The 17,470-nt window shown below is 30.4% G+C and carries 16 protein-coding genes; 5 read left to right on the top strand and 11 right to left on the bottom strand.

What is annotated here, in order from left to right:
• Positions 1-29: 29 nt before the first annotated feature.
• From ACVHXK_RS06865 to ACVHXK_RS06835, 7 genes are all read right to left on the bottom strand, one after another.
• Complete coding sequence (locus tag ACVHXK_RS06865; RefSeq protein ID WP_461205631.1) at positions 30-347, bottom strand: PTS fructose-like transporter subunit IIB; 318 nt, start codon at positions 345-347, stop codon at positions 30-32.
• A 147-nt stretch (positions 348-494) separates the two neighbouring features.
• On the bottom strand, positions 495-1,559 hold the full coding sequence (locus ACVHXK_RS06860) for a PTS fructose transporter subunit IIC (protein WP_461205630.1): 1,065 nt from the start codon (positions 1,557-1,559) through the stop codon (positions 495-497).
• Positions 1,560-1,689: 130 nt separating this feature from the next.
• On the bottom strand, positions 1,690-2,154 hold the full coding sequence (locus ACVHXK_RS06855; protein ID WP_461205629.1) for a PTS sugar transporter subunit IIA: 465 nt from the start codon (positions 2,152-2,154) through the stop codon (positions 1,690-1,692).
• Between the two features lie 246 nt (positions 2,155-2,400).
• Positions 2,401-4,119 carry a dihydroxy-acid dehydratase gene (ilvD, locus tag ACVHXK_RS06850; RefSeq protein WP_461205628.1) on the bottom strand — a complete coding sequence of 573 codons (1,719 nt, stop codon included), beginning with the start codon at positions 4,117-4,119 and terminating at the stop codon, positions 2,401-2,403.
• A gap of 427 nt (positions 4,120-4,546) precedes the next feature.
• Positions 4,547-4,891 (bottom strand): hypothetical protein, encoded by a 345-nt coding sequence (locus ACVHXK_RS06845; protein ID WP_461205627.1) that lies wholly within the window; start codon positions 4,889-4,891, stop codon positions 4,547-4,549.
• Positions 4,892-4,895: 4 nt separating this feature from the next.
• The gene (locus tag ACVHXK_RS06840; RefSeq protein WP_461205626.1) at positions 4,896-6,164 is read right to left on the bottom strand and encodes a DUF1576 domain-containing protein; all 1,269 of its coding nucleotides are present in this window, start codon (positions 6,162-6,164) and stop codon (positions 4,896-4,898) included.
• Between the two features lie 222 nt (positions 6,165-6,386).
• Entirely contained in the window at positions 6,387-7,520 is a 1,134-nt protein-coding gene (locus tag ACVHXK_RS06835) for a mannitol-1-phosphate 5-dehydrogenase (RefSeq protein WP_461205625.1), read from the bottom strand.
• A 364-nt stretch (positions 7,521-7,884) separates the two neighbouring features.
• On the opposite strand from ACVHXK_RS06835, the gene ACVHXK_RS06830 reads away from it, so the two are divergent.
• The gene (locus ACVHXK_RS06830; RefSeq protein ID WP_461205624.1) at positions 7,885-9,375 is read left to right on the top strand and encodes a CotH kinase family protein; all 1,491 of its coding nucleotides are present in this window, start codon (positions 7,885-7,887) and stop codon (positions 9,373-9,375) included.
• A gap of 182 nt (positions 9,376-9,557) precedes the next feature.
• Entirely contained in the window at positions 9,558-9,812 is a 255-nt protein-coding gene (locus ACVHXK_RS06825; RefSeq protein WP_461205623.1) for a DUF2642 domain-containing protein, read from the top strand.
• A gap of 139 nt (positions 9,813-9,951) precedes the next feature.
• Here ACVHXK_RS06825 and ACVHXK_RS06820 read toward each other — a convergent pair whose 3' ends face one another.
• The gene (locus ACVHXK_RS06820) at positions 9,952-10,770 is read right to left on the bottom strand and encodes a methyl-accepting chemotaxis protein (RefSeq protein WP_461205622.1); all 819 of its coding nucleotides are present in this window, start codon (positions 10,768-10,770) and stop codon (positions 9,952-9,954) included.
• Positions 10,771-11,263: 493 nt separating this feature from the next.
• On the opposite strand from ACVHXK_RS06820, the gene ACVHXK_RS06815 reads away from it, so the two are divergent.
• From ACVHXK_RS06815 to ACVHXK_RS06805, 3 genes are read left to right on the top strand one after another with little or no spacing between them, the layout of a single operon-like run.
• A complete protein-coding gene (locus tag ACVHXK_RS06815; protein ID WP_461205621.1) occupies positions 11,264-12,145 on the top strand; it encodes a substrate-binding periplasmic protein in 882 nt (293 codons plus the stop codon).
• 38 nt (positions 12,146-12,183) lie between these two features.
• Positions 12,184-12,831 carry an amino acid ABC transporter permease gene (locus tag ACVHXK_RS06810; RefSeq protein ID WP_461205620.1) on the top strand — a complete coding sequence of 216 codons (648 nt, stop codon included), beginning with the start codon at positions 12,184-12,186 and terminating at the stop codon, positions 12,829-12,831.
• A complete protein-coding gene (locus ACVHXK_RS06805; protein WP_461205619.1) occupies positions 12,828-13,565 on the top strand; it encodes an amino acid ABC transporter ATP-binding protein in 738 nt (245 codons plus the stop codon). Before ACVHXK_RS06810 ends, ACVHXK_RS06805 begins: the two co-directional genes overlap by 4 nt.
• Before the next feature lie 157 nt (positions 13,566-13,722).
• Here the strand turns inward: ACVHXK_RS06805 and ACVHXK_RS06800 are convergent, their stop codons facing one another.
• From ACVHXK_RS06800 to ACVHXK_RS06790, 3 genes are all read right to left on the bottom strand, one after another.
• Entirely contained in the window at positions 13,723-14,871 is a 1,149-nt protein-coding gene (locus tag ACVHXK_RS06800) for an iron-containing alcohol dehydrogenase (RefSeq protein WP_461205618.1), read from the bottom strand.
• A 129-nt stretch (positions 14,872-15,000) separates the two neighbouring features.
• The gene (locus ACVHXK_RS06795; protein WP_461205617.1) at positions 15,001-16,872 is read right to left on the bottom strand and encodes a sigma-54-dependent Fis family transcriptional regulator; all 1,872 of its coding nucleotides are present in this window, start codon (positions 16,870-16,872) and stop codon (positions 15,001-15,003) included.
• Positions 16,873-17,077: 205 nt separating this feature from the next.
• The gene (locus ACVHXK_RS06790; protein ID WP_461205616.1) at positions 17,078-17,383 is read right to left on the bottom strand and encodes a hypothetical protein; all 306 of its coding nucleotides are present in this window, start codon (positions 17,381-17,383) and stop codon (positions 17,078-17,080) included.
• Between the last annotated feature and the right edge of the window lie 87 nt (positions 17,384-17,470).

The following is a 17,470-nucleotide window of genomic DNA, read 5'->3' as shown; positions in this document are numbered from 1 at the left end:
ATTTTACTTATTTATTTAACTTTATTTATTTATTTAAGTTTATTTATGTGTGCTATAACTTTATCTAATAATGGGTTTGTGTTTTTTATAATATCAGTTATCTTTACATTAACTACAGGTATACCATTAAATCTATCTTTGCCTTTTATAGCAATATCCTTTGAAAGTATAACTACATCTGCTCCCACTATATCTTCCTTAGTTATTTCATTTTCTATTCCAATTGAACCTTGAGTTTCAACTTTAACTTCATAACCTCGAGCTTTGCAAGCTTTCTCTAATGCTTCTGCTGCCATGTAAGTATGGGCAACTCCTGTTGGACATGCTGTTATCCCTAATATTTTCATATATATTATCCTCTCTTTTTTTAATTATAAATTTTTAACTATTTCTTTGAATTTACAACGTTTAATTAATCCAAAGACTTTCACAGCAATGGCAAGAAAGTCTTTGGATTAATTATATATTATTCATTGTATTATAGTAAAGTATTATTAGTTAAAATCTATTTCGATTTCTTCTGTAGTATTTTCTTCTACTTTTTCATCTCCAGTGTATTCCTTTTTCAAGAAATTAACCATTAATGCAGCTACTGCTACACCTACTACTACAGCTATAATAAACATAATTCTGTTATCTACTACAGGAAGTACAATCGGTCCACCATGTGGTGCGTGGTCTCCTACTTTTCCAATAGCTGCTATTGCTGCACCTACTGCTGACCCTACAACTATTGAAGGTATAACTCTTATTGGGTCTGCTGCTGCAAAAGGAATTGCTCCTTCTGTAATACCGATAAATCCCATTAAGAATGATCCTTTTCCTGCTTCTAATTCAGATGGTGAATATTTCTTAGGTTTTAAGAATGTTGCAACTCCCATTGCTAAAGGCGGAATACAGATAGCAACTGCTACTGGTCCCATTACTGTATATACTCCTTCTGAAATCATCGCTGCTGCGAATAAGAAAGCAACTTTATTAACAGGACCACCCATATCAAAGGCAATCATAGCTCCCATTACTACCGCTAATAAAACAGCGTTTCCTTCTCCCATTGTTTTAAGTCCTTCAGTCATTGATGCCATTAAACTACTTATTGGAGCTCCAACAATATACATTACTACACCAACAATTAAAGATCCTAAAAGTGGAATTACGAATATAGGCATTATTGCTCTTACTTGCTTAGGAACTTTCCATGTTTTCATCCATCTTGCAGCATATCCAGCTACAAAACCTGCTAATATACCACCTAAAAATCCAGCTCCTAATTCAGCTGAAAGTGCTCCACCTACTAAACCTGGAGCTAATCCTGGTCTATCAGCAATACCAAAGGCAATAAATCCTGCTAATATAGGAACCATAAGTCCGAAAGATTTTACACCAATATTAAGCATTTTACTTAAAGTCGGGTCAGTAACATTAGCACCAGTACCTGCTTCCACACCACTTAAAGCAATAGCTAAAGCAATAAGTACTCCACCAATTACAACCATAGGTATCATATAAGATACACCCGTCATGAGATACCCTCTTAAATTTTTCAATTCATTTTTCATTATTATTCCTCCCATTTAATTAATTATTATAATTTCAATTAAATATATATCAATTAATTTAGCTTCAATTTAAAATATCATATAATAAAGATAATGATTATCTTAAATAATAGCCATTTAATTAAATATTCTATTTTTCAACATTGTCCAATATTTCTTGTAATTCATTAATTAAAGCCTCTTCATCTTGAGTATTTAATAGCATTTCCCTAAATTCATCATTCATTAATTTTCGAGAAAGTGCTGCTAATATTTTTAAATGTTGATTTGATGCTGCTGCTTCTGGTATAGCTAGTAAAAACACTAAATTTACTAATGCCTCATCTGTATCATCCCATTTGATACCTTTTGTACTTCTGCCAAAAACCACAGAGGGAATTTTTACTGAATTACTTTTTCCATGGGGTATCCCTACTCCAAATCCTACAGCTGTACTCGTTAATTCTTCTCTTTCTAAAACCGCCTTAATGTATTTTTCCTTTTCATTTAATCTACCTTCGTTATATAACAAATCAGCCATGAAACCGATTACTTCAATTTTACTAGTTTCCTCTAAATTTAATTCAATCAAATTATCATTGATTATTTTATCCATATTCTCTGCTCCTTTTCTCGTCTAATATTATTGTCTAAATCTTTGTATTTAGTATTTCAATCTTTAAATCAATAATATCATACTATACTTAGGCTTATTGCTATTAGTATTACCAGATTGATGTGGTAAATAGTTATCCAAATTTAAATTAAACAAAAATCCAACTTCAAATTTTATGAAGCTGGATTTTTGTTTAATTACAGTTTTTTATTTATAACAAATTTTATATCTACGAAACGGTTTTTATTATTCTATATATGCACCCTTCATAGGTGAAACAGCCAATTTTGTATATATACCTAGTGTTCCAGATTTATATTTAGCCTCTGGTTTTACCCATTTTTCTTTTCTTGCCTTTAATATATTTTTAATTTCTTCTTCTGTCTTTTCTTCACCCTTTACTCCAATAATGTTCAGCTTCCTATTTGGAATATCTATTTCAATAAGGTCGTCTTCTTCAACAAGTGCAATTGCACCACCTTCTGAAGCTTCTGGCGAAACGTGTCCAATTGCAGGTCCTCTTGTTGCTCCTGAATATCTTCCATCAGTTATTAATGCTATAGTTTCCACTAATTCTGGGTCTGATGCAATAGCTTCTGTGGTATAAAACATTTCAGGCATTCCTGTTCCTTTTGGCCCTTCATATCTTATAAATACAGCATCACCAGGTTTAATTTCTTTTGTTAAAACTGCTTTCATAGCGTCTTCTTCACAATCAAAAGGTTTAGCTTTTAAAACCACATTCATTAACTTTTTAGAAATAGCTGAATGTTTAACTACAGAACCCTCTTCTGCTAAGTTCCCTTTTAAAATTGCAACTGCGCCTTCTTTTTGTATTGGATTCACTTTTGATTTTATAATATCTTCTGGTTTTAAGTTTAATTTTTCTAAATATTTATGGCAAGTTTCATAATATCCACTTTCTTTTAATTCCTCTAGATTCTCTCCTAAAGTTTTTCCTGTAACAGTCAAAACATCTAAATGTAAGAATTCTTTAATTTCTTCCATTACAGCAGGAACTCCACCGGCGTACCAAAAATATTCTGCAGGATATTTACCGCTTGGTCTTATATTTAATATATAAGGTATTTTTCTATGAATTTTGTCAAACATATCCGGATTGATTTCAATACCCAATTGATGAGCTATGGCAGGTATATGTAACAAAGTATTAGTAGAACCAGCTATAGCTGCATGTACCATTATTGCATTTTCAAAAGCTTTCATAGTCATAATTTCTGATGGTTTTATTCCCATCTCAACTAGTTTCAAGGCATGCTTACCTGCATTTTCTGCAGCAATTTTTAAATGTTTATCTACTGCAGGTATTAGTGCTGTACCTGGCATGGCCATTCCCAAAGCTTCTGCCATAACTTGCATAGTGGACGCTGTCCCCATGAATGAACAAGCCCCACAGCTTGGACAAGCATTATGTTTATAATATTTAAATTTTTCTTCTGTTATCTCTTTTCTTTCATACATAGCACTATAAGTTCCAATTTGCTCTAAAGTAAGCATATCAGGGCCAGCACTCATAACCCCTCCTGGTACTATAACTGTTGGCATATTTATTCTTCCAGCTGCCATCAAATGAGCTGGCATTGATTTATCACAACTTGTGATAAAAACCCCTGCATCAAAAGGTGTTGCATTAACTTGAAGTTCAATCATATTAGTAATCATTTCTCTTGATGCCAAAGAATAATTCATTCCATCATGTCCTTGTGCCTCTCCATCACACATATCTGTTACGAAATATTTTGCTGGTCGTCCACCTTTCTCAACTATTCCAGCGCAAGCTTTTTCTACTAAAGTGTCTAAATGGGCACTTCCAGGATGACTATGTCCAAAAGTACTTTCAACGATAATCTGTGGTCTACTAAGTTCTTCAATCTTCCATCCTGACCCAATTCTCAAAGAATCTATCTCTGGTGCTTTTTTTCTTAATTCTTGGCTTATTAACATTTTACCTCGCCCACCTTTTATAATTATAGTACAAATTATTAATACTTGTATTACAACTAATATATTTTCGCTACATATTTACTCTATATATACTGCAATATTGTTTTTATTACTATTTTTATATGTTTTATATATAAAATTTGTATTACAAATTCATTTTATAATGTAAACGTTGCTTTGTCAATATGTAATAACATGATTAAAGCATATTATTATTTTCAAAATAAAAAAGCCCCTAATTTTTTTATTAAAGGCTTTACTTTACAATATATTTTTAATGGCATCCAAAATAGTTTTATACTATCAACCTCAGTTATAAGTTTAAATTCTAAAATCTACATATAATTATCCTTGTCCAAAGTAAACATAGGTACTAATTTGTTAAAATAGATAATATTTATTTTCAGGACAACTCTGGAATTTTTCTTTATTTTTTATATCTTACTAATTTTATTTTAAACGAAGGACATTTAAATTCAATAAAAACTTCATCTACCATCATTCCAACTAAATTTAATTCTCCTCCTTTAATGTCTTCTCCTGCTAACTGCCAATAATATTCTTCCATTTCCCTTTGTCTTTGAACATTAAGCAAATCTTTAATTCTCTCTATTTTTTCAATACTGCAATCCACTTGATGTGACTCAGCAACTATAATAAAAGCATCTTCTTTATCTTCAATAGATATATTCATTTTCTTTGATGAATTTAAAAAACAAAAGTTTATAATTTCATCAACTATCTTTGCAACTTTTTGAACTTCATGTCTCATAAAATCAATCTCCCTTCTTGAAAGCATCTATAAGAGGTACTAATATGGCTGCAACAAGTCCTCCTGAAAAACCATTATTATATAAATTTATGCCTCCATGGACTACCCCTACATTCATAACAACTGACAAATGTAAAAAACCAGCCACCATTCCCATAATCGGACCATACTCTCCAGCTATAGGAGCCAGTGTAGTACCAAACAATCCAGCCAATATTACTCCAGTAGAATCAATATCCCATATTTTCAAAATAGCTGCTAGAAATACTCCAATCATAATAGGCAGTGCATTTTTAGGGTGTTTTCCAAAAGCTCCAAATCCAACAACCGTTAATAAGGCGCCAACAATAGGTCCATTTAATACTCCACCTAAAACTATCACATAAGCCAATGATATTATACCCATAATGCCCATATTTATATACGTTGTACCATATCCTCTAAGTTGTGTAAAATCAGCAACCAATCTTCCTGAAAATCTAAAAATTTTCTTGTATCCTTTAAAGGTTTTCCCATTAATAAAATATCCTAATACTATTAAAATAATAAATAGTATTAAAAAGAATATTTTCAAAAACAAATCATATTCAGTTGATAAAATATTCTGTGGTTCTATAACAAGGCCAAAACTTTTTAATAATGAGTTAATGAGCATACCTAAAATTCCTGCTGTAAAACCAAGATTATATAAATTATAACCATCATGAACTCTAAGCATATGAGATGATAACGGTGTTATAACAAAGCCTATAAATACCCCAACAAGTATTCCTATGGGCATGGAAATTTGAATCGGTAATTGTAATCCAAAAGCCATTTCACTTACTATTGGAGCAAGAGCTGTAGAAAACATAATAGCAACTAAAACATTTTTAAATTCAATTTTCTGATATCTAACATACAAATATCCACCTAAATATACAGGCCAAATATTAAATATATTTTTCCCGAAAAATGAAAATCCAGTTATAGTAAAAATAGCTGCAATAAAAGCTCCATTCACCTTCAAGTTTAATTTATATATTATAAAAATATTAATTGCAGATAACAAGGCTGCATTTACAAAAGTAGCCCCTATACCTCCTACTTCCAAATAATCTGTCAACAATATATCTGGTGCTAAAATTATGTCATATAGCCCTCCAAAAATATTAGCAGGAGTATCCAGTAAAAATGCCGAAATGATCAAAATTGCTGGTAAAAATGATAGAATTAATAAATTCTCTTTTCTCCCTATATTAATTTCTTTTGTATCTCTTTCTAACTTTTGCAATAAGTATCAGCCCTCCATATATCAAATATAAATTTAAAAGTTTATTTTAATTTATTAAACCATTTCTCTTACTTTTATTCAAGTTACACTGGCAAGTAAAAAAGCTTTAAAATCAAAAATTCAGCTCCAAATTATATCAAGCTGGATTTTTCAGTTTTGTTGGCAAGCACTTTTGGGAGTATTTAATACACGGTACCTTTCTAAATTTTGCAAGAGACCTTACTAAATCTTTCTTACAATGTCGTCTGCTAAATACTCTTTATCTTCTAGCCCTGAAAATTTTAGTACGGCTTCTTTTATACCAAATTTATCAATATAACTTTGTATTTCTTTAGCTTTTTCGTCTTTTTCATACTCGAAGGAATACCCTGCAGCTAATATAGTAGTAATACAACTTGATTCCAAATTATATTTATCACACAATTTTAGAAGAGTAATCAATCTATCATTGTAGCCTAATTTTCTAACAGGATCTCTTCCTACACGAGTAACTTCATCTTTAAGATATTTATTTTCAAATCTCTTAATTATTCTCTTTGAATATTCATTTAAATTTTCTGCTTCCTTACCATACTTATTTTTAAGTGCATGAATGGCTTCAGCATGATAACATAAAACAGTACTCTTAAGTTCACTATCCTTTATGGCTTCATGGATATACTTATAAGATTTTTTATATCCTAAATAAGCAGTAGCAGCATGTGCTCCATTTAGCAGAAAAAGTTTTCTTTCCATATAAAACTCAATATTATTAACGTAGCTTGCACCATTAATATTACTATTAACTTTTACTTTGTCTTTTTCAATATCCCATTCAAAAAACTTTTCAACGGCTACATCAATATCTAATTCCTTTTCTATCTCTATATTAGGCACTATTCTATCAACAGTACAATTAGGGAATCCTACAGTTTCCTCAACATAGTCTATAAATTCTTTATCTTCACCCTCTAATAGAGCTTCTTTTAAAATATTTGTCGCAAACAAAAGATTTTCACAAGCTATTATATCTAATTTAGAATTGTTTTTATCCATTTTATATCTTAATGCATCCTTTAGAGCCTTTGCAACGTACTTTAGATTATTTACCCCAACGGCAGTTGTTATCAAATCAGCATCTAAAACTGTTTCTCTTAAAAGCTCCATATCCTTCATATCTATAGCAGAAACATCTTTAATCGTCTCCCTCTCTATCTCATCTCCTACGGTTATTACAGAATATTCCTTATGCTCATTTATAGAATTTACCACTGCTTCATTTACGTCTACGAAAAAAACTTTATAACCAGATTTATTTATCAAATACCCAATAAATCCTCTTCCTATATTACCTGCTCCAAAATTAATAGCTTTCATAATAAACACCCCTTCATCAATAGTTTTAATTTATAGTTTAGCTTATAACATTAATTTCTTCATTACTATGATTTACATATTCAATTGCTTATAAACTTATTTCTTAAATTAATTATATCATAGTTTTTATTAATCGATAATAGTTATCATTATTTTAACTGAAAAATTCAACAATTATTAATAATTTATATATACAAACAAACGCTCTTAGTCTAACCCCAGAGTGAAACAATCAATATAGATTTTTTCTTTAAGCTTATTTTAAGGTTTATCCTTTATTATTTAACTAATATATCATTCAAATAATAAATGCTACCTTAAAAATTTAAAATATAATTCATAATAAAAAAGGAGAAGTGATAAAATGACTATTTCAAAGAAAAAGAGTGTATACTCATTAATACTAATAATGGCTCTATTAACATCTTTACTAAGTGTAGGATGCTCAAGCACTACAGAAGATACTACAAACACAGAAGTAACACAAACAACAGACCTAGCAGAAAAAACGGAAGAAACAGAAGAATCGGAAACTACTACACAAAATTCCAATCCAGAGGATGAAAATGCAACTGTGGACAGTGTAATTTTCCCACACGATGAAGTTGTAGATGTAAATATAGAAATTGATGAAGATGTATACCAAGGAATGCTTGATAACGCTACGGCCGAAGAATATGTTATGGCTGATATAACTTATAACGGATATACCTTCGACAGCATAGCTATAAGACCAAAGGGTAATTCTAGCTTAAGTTCAGTAGCTAAAAGTGACAGTGATAGATATAGTTTCAAAATTGACTTCAATTATTATGAAGATGACCAAGACTTTTTAGGCGTTAAAAAAATCAATCTTAATAATATCTTCAAAGACCCTACAATGATGGCTGAGTATATAGGATATGAAATGCTTGACGATTTGGATGCCGTAGCTTCAAAAACTACTTATGTTGCTTTATCTATAAATGGAGAATATTATGGTTTGTATTTAGCAGTAGAACAAGTTAATAATTCATTTTTAGAAGAAAATTTCGGCAATGATTCTGGTGAATTATACAAACCTGAACAAGGTGTAGGCTCAGATTTATCATATATCTCTGATGATGGTATGGATTATACAGGAATGGTACCTGACGATATGGACGAATATGATAACGCAGCTTTAGCAGATTTAATAAAAGCAATAGATACTGGTGAAGATTTAGATTCAATATTTAATGTGGATTCTTATTTAAAATATTTGGCTGTTAGTACAATGACTATCAATTATGATAGTTATCAAGGTGGAATGTTCCATAACTATTATCTTTATAATAACGATGGAGTTTTTGAATGGATTGCTTGGGATTTAAATGAGATATTTAATGGATTTTCAAAATCATCTGGTTCTGATATAGACGCAATACAGCACTTTATTGATGAGCCTGTATCAGGTGCAATGTCAAACTATCCACTAGTTGAAGCAATATTTGAAAATGAAGAATATGTAGAGAAATACCATGAATATCTACAAATTCTAACAGAAGGATATTTAGCAGAAGACACTATAAATGATAAAATAGAATCTGTTTACAATATGATAAAAGATTATGTTGAAGAAGACCCAAGTGCTTTCTTCTCTTACCAAGAATTTGAAACAGCTTTATTCGAAGATCAAGGAACCTCTTTAAGTTTAATAAGTTTTATAGAGGGAAGAGTAGAAAATGTAACTCAGCAACTTTCAGGAGAAATCCCTAGCACCAATGACGGACAGGGTAATGGTTCTAGTATGGGTAATGTAGGCGGAATACCTGGAGAAGTGGACGGAGAAGTGCAGGGACAAATGCCTCAAGGAAATAGGCCAGCGAGACAATAATAATTATGAAAACAGATAAATTTGTAGAAATCCAAATTTATCTGTTTTTTAGCTAATTTATTAATTCGACTAGGCTCATACTTCGTTTTATTACTATAGTTTTATAATGATTGGGTGTAACATTAGTTATCCTCTTAAATATTATAATAAAAGAAAACATTTTATTATTTAGGAGCTGAGAGATGAAGAATAATTGCTATAAAATCCCACCGTTTCAAAACAATCAATCTTTACAATACACAATAGAAGTAGAGCCTTATTTTACAGAAAAATTATGTGAAATGGTAGGTCAATCATTACTTATTGAAACCATTAGAGGAAACCTTCAAGGGGTCCTTGTAGATGTAAAACCTGACCATATCGTTATCAAATCCTATGATAGCGATACTATGTTTTATGTTCGCTTGAAGGAAATTGTTCAAGTAATGACGCTGTGATAACAAATTAGTCGCCTGTGTCTCCTTGCAAATACCCTTTTGGATAATAAATATTGGTTTTTATTCTTAAAAATTAACTTGTATCAACTAAAAAAATCCAGTCTCAAAATTTATGAGGCTGGATTTTTTGTATTGTCATTTAAAGTTTATGCGCAAATTCATTCAATTTATCTGCTAACTTAGATAATTCATTTATTTCTACAGTAATTTTTTCAGTACCTGCAGCTTGCTCTTGTGTTAAAGATCCATTTTTCTCAAGCATTTCAAATATTTGCGAGATACTTTTTTGAATTTCTTCTAGTACATAACCAATCTTTTTTACTGATGCATCACTTGAAACTGCAAGATTTCGTATTTCATTTGCTACAACCTCAAAACCTCTACCAGCACTTCCAGCTCTAGCAGCTTCAATTGCGGCATTTAAACCTAATAGATTAGTTTGTCTTGCAATTTGTTGTACATTTCTTACTATTTCATCAGTTTCTTTTGCCTTTGCTAAAGAATTATTAACATAAGAGAGCATCTCTTCTCCTGAAATTGCTATTTTATCAGCACTAGAAGATATTTGGGATGTTGAATTTGACATTTCATTTAAGGAACTTGCTAATGTTTTAATAATAGCATAAAGCTCTTCTTTGTCTTGAACACTTTTCACTGTAGCAATAGCTCCTACAATTTCTCCTTCTTCATCTTTAAGAGGAATTGCTGTAGCTAATGTGGACTCAACATCTTTTCTATTCGATATTAGAACCGTAACTTTTTTACTTTCCTTTATTGATTGAAATAATGCTAGGTCATCATTCAGTAATTGTCCTTCTGAAACACGTAGCGTAATATTATCACCTGGTATACACTTTATAACCTTTTCTGTATCACTTATTGCAACAGCTAAATCATCTTCAGTGAAATCGTTGACATAAGGTGCTATATCCATATATCTTTTTAGTAATTCGTGCATTATTCTTATACCCCCTAAAAATTTAATTAATTCTATATTGCTATCACTACGATTTTTATAAGTTTAAAATTATATTTAATTCAATTTAGACGATACTTTCACTTAAATTATATATAAATTAAAGCAATCTCATTTATTATATTCGACAATAGTTATGTATATCCTTTTCTTTTTAGCTTTGTTTTAAAAAATTGTCAATTTATAAGATATTGTTTAAATAGTTAGTTTTTATTTATAAAATATGGGCAATATTCAATTCATAATTTAGTATAGTTTCCAATCACTTTTCCTTTATTATGAAAACGTTTATCTAATTATATTTTTATTAACATATTTGCAGTTTTAGTGACTAATATTTGACAAATTAATAATTTTTGCTATAATATACTCATGCATTAACAATTATAAACTTAATTACAACAACAAAAACAAAGTGTTCTTTGACAATAAAAGGTTCAAAGAAGGCTCAATAAAATATCAGGAGGGATTTAGTATGAAATTAAAAAAATTAACAATTATCTTATGTATGGTACTAACAGCAGTATTTATGGTGACAGGATGTAGTGAGAAAAGTAATAATGAAGAAGTAAACACAGAAGCTTCTACCGAGAACGCTTCAGAGGAAACTTCAGAAGAACCCGAAGGCATTGAAGGTGCATTAGAAGGTGAAGTACTTAAAGTAGGAACTTCAGGATTGTTTGCTCCATTTTCATACTATGATGAAGAGGGAAAAACATTAATAGGTTATGACTTAGACTTTTTATATGCTTTGCAAGATATATTAGGATTTGAAATAGATAATGATACTGTTCAGGCAATGGATTATTCAGCCTTAACAACTTCTGTTGCAGAAGGTAAATTAGATATAGCTATGGCCGCTTTATGTGCAACAGATACAAGAAAAGAAGTTATGAATTTTTCAGATACTTATTATGATTCTGGTCAAATAACAGTTATTAATACAGAAAGTAGCCCAGAAGGAATTGATGGAATAGAAGCTCTAGCATCAGGAGACTTTTTAGTAGCAGTAGAAAAAGGAACAGCTTCACATTTATATGCTCAAGCTAATATTCCTGAAAAAAGTATTGAAGTTCACGATACAATTACAACTGCATATGAATCATTAGAACAAGGTAAAGTTGATGCACTACTACAAGATACACCAGGAATTGCCTTTTATATTAAAACAAAAGAAGGTACAAAGTTAGAAATGGTAGGAGACGAGTTTAACCAAGGTCAAGCACCTTATGCAGTAGCTGTTTCATTTGATGCCTCAGAAGAAAATGCTGATTTAGTAGATATATTAAATGAAGCAATTGAAGAATTAACAGCTAATGGTACAATGGATGAAATTAACACTAAATGGTGTAAGTAATATAACTACAGAAATAAAAGCGAATGGGATGTGATGACATGGAATTCTTAGAAATATTATTACCGATGCTATTTAGAGGATTATCTGTTACATTATTAATTGCAATTACAGGAATTTTACTTGGTTTTATCATTGGAGCATTAGGTGGCTATTCATTACAATGTGAAAATAAAATAGCTAAAACCATAGCCAATATATATATATGGATTATTCGAGGAACACCTCTTATTGTTCAAGCTTTATATGTATATTACGTTGTTCCGAGGATAACTCATATTGATTTATCAAGCAATATTGCTGGTATTGTAGTTATCTCACTTAATTCTGGAGCTTTTATTTCCGAAATTGTAAGAGGTGCTCTGCAAGGAGTAGATGATGGCCAAAGGGAAGCTGGTGCTGCCCTTGGGCTTTCAAAGAGGCAGATATTATGGCATTTAATAGTACCTCCTGCCTTTAAATCAATGCTGCCAGCATTATTTAATCAATTCATTATTACAGTTAAAGACACAGCATTGTTATCAGTGATAGTTGTAAATGAAGTCACAAAGCAAATACAAAATTATGCTGCATTAAGCTACAAAACTATAGAAGCTTATACAACAGGTGCTGTTTTCTACCTTGCATTAATTTCATTGCTTATTGTGCTTCAAAAATCTGTTGAAATGAAATTGGGAGGAACAAAATGATACGTATAGAAAAATTGTCAAAAAAATTTGGTGAATTAGAAGTATTAAAGGATATTAATGTAGACGTTGATGAAGGCGAAGTTGTTTGTATAATTGGACCTTCTGGGTCTGGAAAAAGTACCTTTTTAAGATGTATTAATCAATTAGAAAGCTCAACTTCTGGAAATATATACTATAATGACGAAAATATGATGGATAAATCTTTTGATATACAATTATCTAGACAAGACTTAGGAATGGTTTTTCAAAAGTTTAACTTATTTCCTATGAAAACCGTAATAGAAAATATTATGTTAGCACCCCTTTTAACAAAAGGTATTAGCAAAAATGAAGCAAGAGAAAAAGCAATGAAGTTATTAGAAAAAGTTGGATTAGTTGATAAAGCAGATGTAATGCCTCATGCACTTTCTGGTGGACAACAGCAAAGGGTTGCTATTGCAAGAGCACTAGCCATGGAACCTAAAGTATTACTTTTCGATGAGCCAACTTCTGCACTTGACCCAGAGTTAGTTGGTGAAGTTTTAGAAGTTATGAAAAACCTAGCTGACGATGGCATGACAATGATTATTGTTACCCATGAGATGGCATTTGCCAAAGAAGTAGCTGACCGTGTTATCTTCATGGATGGAGGATATGTTGTAGAAGATAATGTACCTGAAGAAATTTTCTCTAATCCTAAAAATAAAAGAACTAGATCTTTTCTATCTAGAGTATTGTTAGCAAAACCAGCCTAAAGGCTTCTAAGAAAGTGCTTCAATATCACTTGCTTTAATCAACAAATTTAATCGTTAAATATTCATATTTTTTTAAAAAAAGTAGCTCACTATGAGCTACTTTAATATCTTATCTATAACTTCAAATCTTTGATATTAGAAATATTTAAACCGGACTTTAAAAAACCTTCTTATACAACTCCATAATATCTTCTTTACTTGGTATTCTTGGATTTCCTGGAGTACAAGCATCCACCATTGCCAAATCCGCTAGAGTTTCAATATCTTTTTTATCTACTCCTAATTCTTTAAAATCTTCTGGAATTCCTACAGCTTTAGAAAGAGTCTTGATTGCTTCTATACAAGCTTTATTAGCTTCATCTGTATTCATTCCTACTGTATTTACACCCATAGCTTCTGCAACGGCTCTTAACTTATCCCCTGCTTCACTGACATTATACTCAGTTACATATGGAAGAATTATAGCATTACATACACCATGAGGAAGATCATAAAAACCACCTAATTGATGTGCCATTGAATGAACTATACCTAATCCACCATTGCTAAATCCCATTCCTGTTACAAATTGTCCATAAGCCATTGCTTCACGTGCCTTTATATCGCCTCCATTAATAACGGCATCTTTAAGACTAGCTGAAATTGCCTTTATAGCCTCTAAGTTAAACATATCTGTAAATGGAGTAGCTCCTTTTGTAATGTATCCTTCTATAGCGTGAGTCAATGCATCCATTCCAGTTGCTGCAGTCAAAGAAGCTGGCATACCCACCATAAGGTCTGCATCATTTACAGCTACAGTTGCAATAGAATTGGCATCAACTATTACCATTTTTACTTTTCTCTCTTCATCAGTAATTACGTAGTTAATAGTAGCTTCACTTGCTGTTCCTGCAGTTGTATTTATTGCAACAATAGGAATAGCTTTATTTTTAGTTTTATTTACACCTTCATAATCAACTATGTTTCCTGGATTAGTTGCTAAAATTGCAACTCCTTTACCAGTATCTTGTGGAGAACCTCCACCTATGCTTACTACAAAATCACATTGGTTTTCTTTAAGACATTGATATGCATCATTAACATTTTTAACAGTAGGATTAGGTTTAACGTCAGAAAAAACGCAATATTCGATATTAGCTTTATCTAATACTTCTAAAACTTTACCTACAACACCAATTTTCACTAGAATCTCATCTGTAACAACGATTGCTTTTTTTACATTTAATTTCTGAACTTCATTTGGAATTAATTGTATTGCTCCAGAACCCATTAAAACATTTGATGGAAAATAATACGCTTGTGCCATAATACCACTCCTCAATTTGTTAAATATTTAACTTCTACTTTAATTTTAACTTATTTTAAAAGCTTTACAATATTCCCTTGACAATAAAGTGTACACATTTTTGAATATAAAAAAGATAGTGTCCAATAATTAAACACTATCTTTTTTATTGATTTTCTTCAGTTTATTATATAAAGTCGTTCTGCTTATACCTAGTTTTTTTGCAGATAATTTATAATTGTAATTATTATTTTTAAGACAATTCTTAATAGCAATCTCTTCTATCTTATCAATTGTTAGTTGCTCTATTTTAAAATTAATAATTTCTTTTTCTGTATATTGGTTTTCCTTAAGAGTAAGGTCAAACTCCAATTCACCATTTAAACTAACTATTCTCTCTACAATTTTCTCAAGTTCAGTAATATTCCCTCCATAATTGTAGGAATATAAAACATCTAAAACTTCCTGCTTTGGTTGTACAAGTTTCTTTTTATGTCTATTAGATATTACTTTCAAATAATATGCTATTAAAGCTTTCACATCCGCTTGTCTTTCCCTTAATGGTGGAATATTTATAGGTATTACAGATAGTTCATAAAATAATTCTATATTGAAATTTCCAATCTCAACTTCCCTCTTTAAATCTATACTAGTTGTGCTAATTATTCTTGTTTTAATGATAGAGTTATTAGATTTCGTTGATTTTATATAATTCAATAATTTCTTTTGCACAGCTAAAGACATGTAATTAACTCCCTCAATAAGAATTGTGCCACTAAAAAACGAGTTAAGTTTACCTAAGTACTTACTTTTTCTTTCATCTATATTTTTATTATTTCCAAATAAATCATATAGCAATTCTTCTTCTGTCTTAATCTCACAATTTACTTCAACAAAAGGCATTTTTGATTTATTGCTTTCATTGTGAATTGCTTCTGCAAGCATTGTCTTCCCAACGCCATTCTCCCCTGTTATCAATATTGCAGAAGGACTATTGGCAATTTTTTTACTATATCGAATTATATTTCTCATAATACTATCTTCGCAAACCATATCTTTAAAGTAATAATTTGCTTGAAGGTTTGAATACTTATTCGCTATATGTATTATATCGTCAACAGTTTTTATTATCATTACATAACCATTAGAGGACCCGTCAATATTTATTATATAATGGCTGTCTATAACCATCTCCATATTAGATGATTTTAATAAAAAATGTTCATTTTCAAGTTCCTTTGAGTCTATTATATTTTGCTTAAATTGATTTCCTACAAAATAATCATATATGTAGTAACCTATAGCCATGGAATCTTTTAAAAATTTAGTTGCAAAGGAGTTTATAAATACTATTTTACCCCTTTTATCTGTAGTAACTATTCCCAAATTTATGGATTCAATAACTGAATTAGTTACTCTATTGGCTATGTCAATTTTCTGCAAGCTACTTTCATACAGAAGGTGGTTCTTTATTGAATTAACCGCTGCTACCACTAGCCCTAATGTATGCTTATGAACATTTTCTGAGTAACCATTTAAATTAACAAAACCTATTATTTTTTCATTTTGATCATGTATAGAAGCACAAGAACAAGTGAATTTATTAAAAATAAATAGAAAATGATCACTACCTTCCAATTGACAAGGTAAATCTTCACCTAAACAAACAGAAATAGCATTAGTTCCAGCGCTTTCTATACTCATATCAGCTCCAGTCTTCATACCATAACTTTCAGCCATTTCAACTATAGCATCGTCACCTACCATATGAAGAATTACACCATTTTCATCTAGTAGCTCTAGAAAAAAACCTGTGTTTTCGACAAAATGATATAATTCATATAAAAATGGCTCTGCTACCTTAATAAGATAGTTTTTCCTAGCAAAAATCTCAACTATTTCGTTTTGACTAACACTACATTTAATGTTTGTGTCTTCTCGTTTTAATCCAGCCTTCTCTGATTTTTTATTATAATAATCAATTACATTTGGTTTGATATGTGTTACCGATGAAGAATACATATAGACTCCTCTTTTCATTATTTAATAAATGATAAATTTATTCTAAAAAATTCCACAATCTTTCAATTTCTTTCTATAAATTTATAATATAATAATTTAAAACTATATTCAAATAGATTTCAAAAGGAAAACCCATATTTTATACGAACTTTTGTTCTTTTTTTAAGTAAATAAAAAGTACCTTCTATATCAATAAAAGGTACTATTATTTTGCTGCTTTTAATTTTGCTATATCTGCATAGTTATTTGCTGTAACTATCTCAACAGTTGACAAATCTTTTCTTAGTGCTTCAATTTCACCTTTAATATGTACTATATCATTAGCCATTTTATCGTGTTCAGCCTTATTTACCTCCGCTGAATGTTCTAGCGCTTTCACTATTTGATAAGTTTCATTTTGTTTTATTTTAACCTCTTTGATGTCACTCTGCATATTCTTCATGTCACTCTGCATATTCTTCATGTCACTCTGCATATTTTTCAATATTTCTAGTATTTCTTTTTCCACCATATCACCACCTACCAATATTATATCATATTATTAGTCATAAACTACTTTTAAATAATGGAAATTTTTATTCTTAATCTTATGTTGAAA

Source organism: Clostridium sp. DL1XJH146, from assembly GCF_054819755.1.
Note: the sequence above shows the minus strand (reverse complement) of the source record. Positions and strands in the feature narration are given on the sequence as shown.

What these genes read in the sequence shown, in the direction of transcription:
- ACVHXK_RS06815 (WP_461205621.1), top strand. Translation starts at nt 11,264, where the DNA reads ATGAAATTAAAAAAATTAACAATTATCTTATGTATGGTACTAACAGCA.
- ACVHXK_RS06825 (WP_461205623.1), top strand. Translation starts at nt 9,558, where the DNA reads ATGAAGAATAATTGCTATAAAATCCCACCGTTTCAAAACAATCAATCT.
- ACVHXK_RS06820 (WP_461205622.1), bottom strand. Translation starts at nt 10,770, where the DNA reads ATGCACGAATTACTAAAAAGATATATGGATATAGCACCTTATGTCAAC.
- ACVHXK_RS06855 (WP_461205629.1), bottom strand. Translation starts at nt 2,154, where the DNA reads ATGGATAAAATAATCAATGATAATTTGATTGAATTAAATTTAGAGGAA.
- ACVHXK_RS06805 (WP_461205619.1), top strand. Translation starts at nt 12,828, where the DNA reads ATGATACGTATAGAAAAATTGTCAAAAAAATTTGGTGAATTAGAAGTA.
- ACVHXK_RS06845 (WP_461205627.1), bottom strand. Translation starts at nt 4,891, where the DNA reads ATGAGACATGAAGTTCAAAAAGTTGCAAAGATAGTTGATGAAATTATA.
- ACVHXK_RS06830 (WP_461205624.1), top strand. Translation starts at nt 7,885, where the DNA reads ATGACTATTTCAAAGAAAAAGAGTGTATACTCATTAATACTAATAATG.
- ACVHXK_RS06865 (WP_461205631.1), bottom strand. Translation starts at nt 347, where the DNA reads ATGAAAATATTAGGGATAACAGCATGTCCAACAGGAGTTGCCCATACT.
- ACVHXK_RS06800 (WP_461205618.1), bottom strand. Translation starts at nt 14,871, where the DNA reads ATGGCACAAGCGTATTATTTTCCATCAAATGTTTTAATGGGTTCTGGA.
- ACVHXK_RS06795 (WP_461205617.1), bottom strand. Translation starts at nt 16,872, where the DNA reads ATGTATTCTTCATCGGTAACACATATCAAACCAAATGTAATTGATTAT.
- ACVHXK_RS06860 (WP_461205630.1), bottom strand. Translation starts at nt 1,559, where the DNA reads ATGAAAAATGAATTGAAAAATTTAAGAGGGTATCTCATGACGGGTGTA.
- ACVHXK_RS06810 (WP_461205620.1), top strand. Translation starts at nt 12,184, where the DNA reads ATGGAATTCTTAGAAATATTATTACCGATGCTATTTAGAGGATTATCT.
- ilvD (WP_461205628.1), bottom strand. Translation starts at nt 4,119, where the DNA reads ATGTTAATAAGCCAAGAATTAAGAAAAAAAGCACCAGAGATAGATTCT.
- ACVHXK_RS06835 (WP_461205625.1), bottom strand. Translation starts at nt 7,520, where the DNA reads ATGAAAGCTATTAATTTTGGAGCAGGTAATATAGGAAGAGGATTTATT.
- ACVHXK_RS06790 (WP_461205616.1), bottom strand. Translation starts at nt 17,383, where the DNA reads ATGGTGGAAAAAGAAATACTAGAAATATTGAAAAATATGCAGAGTGAC.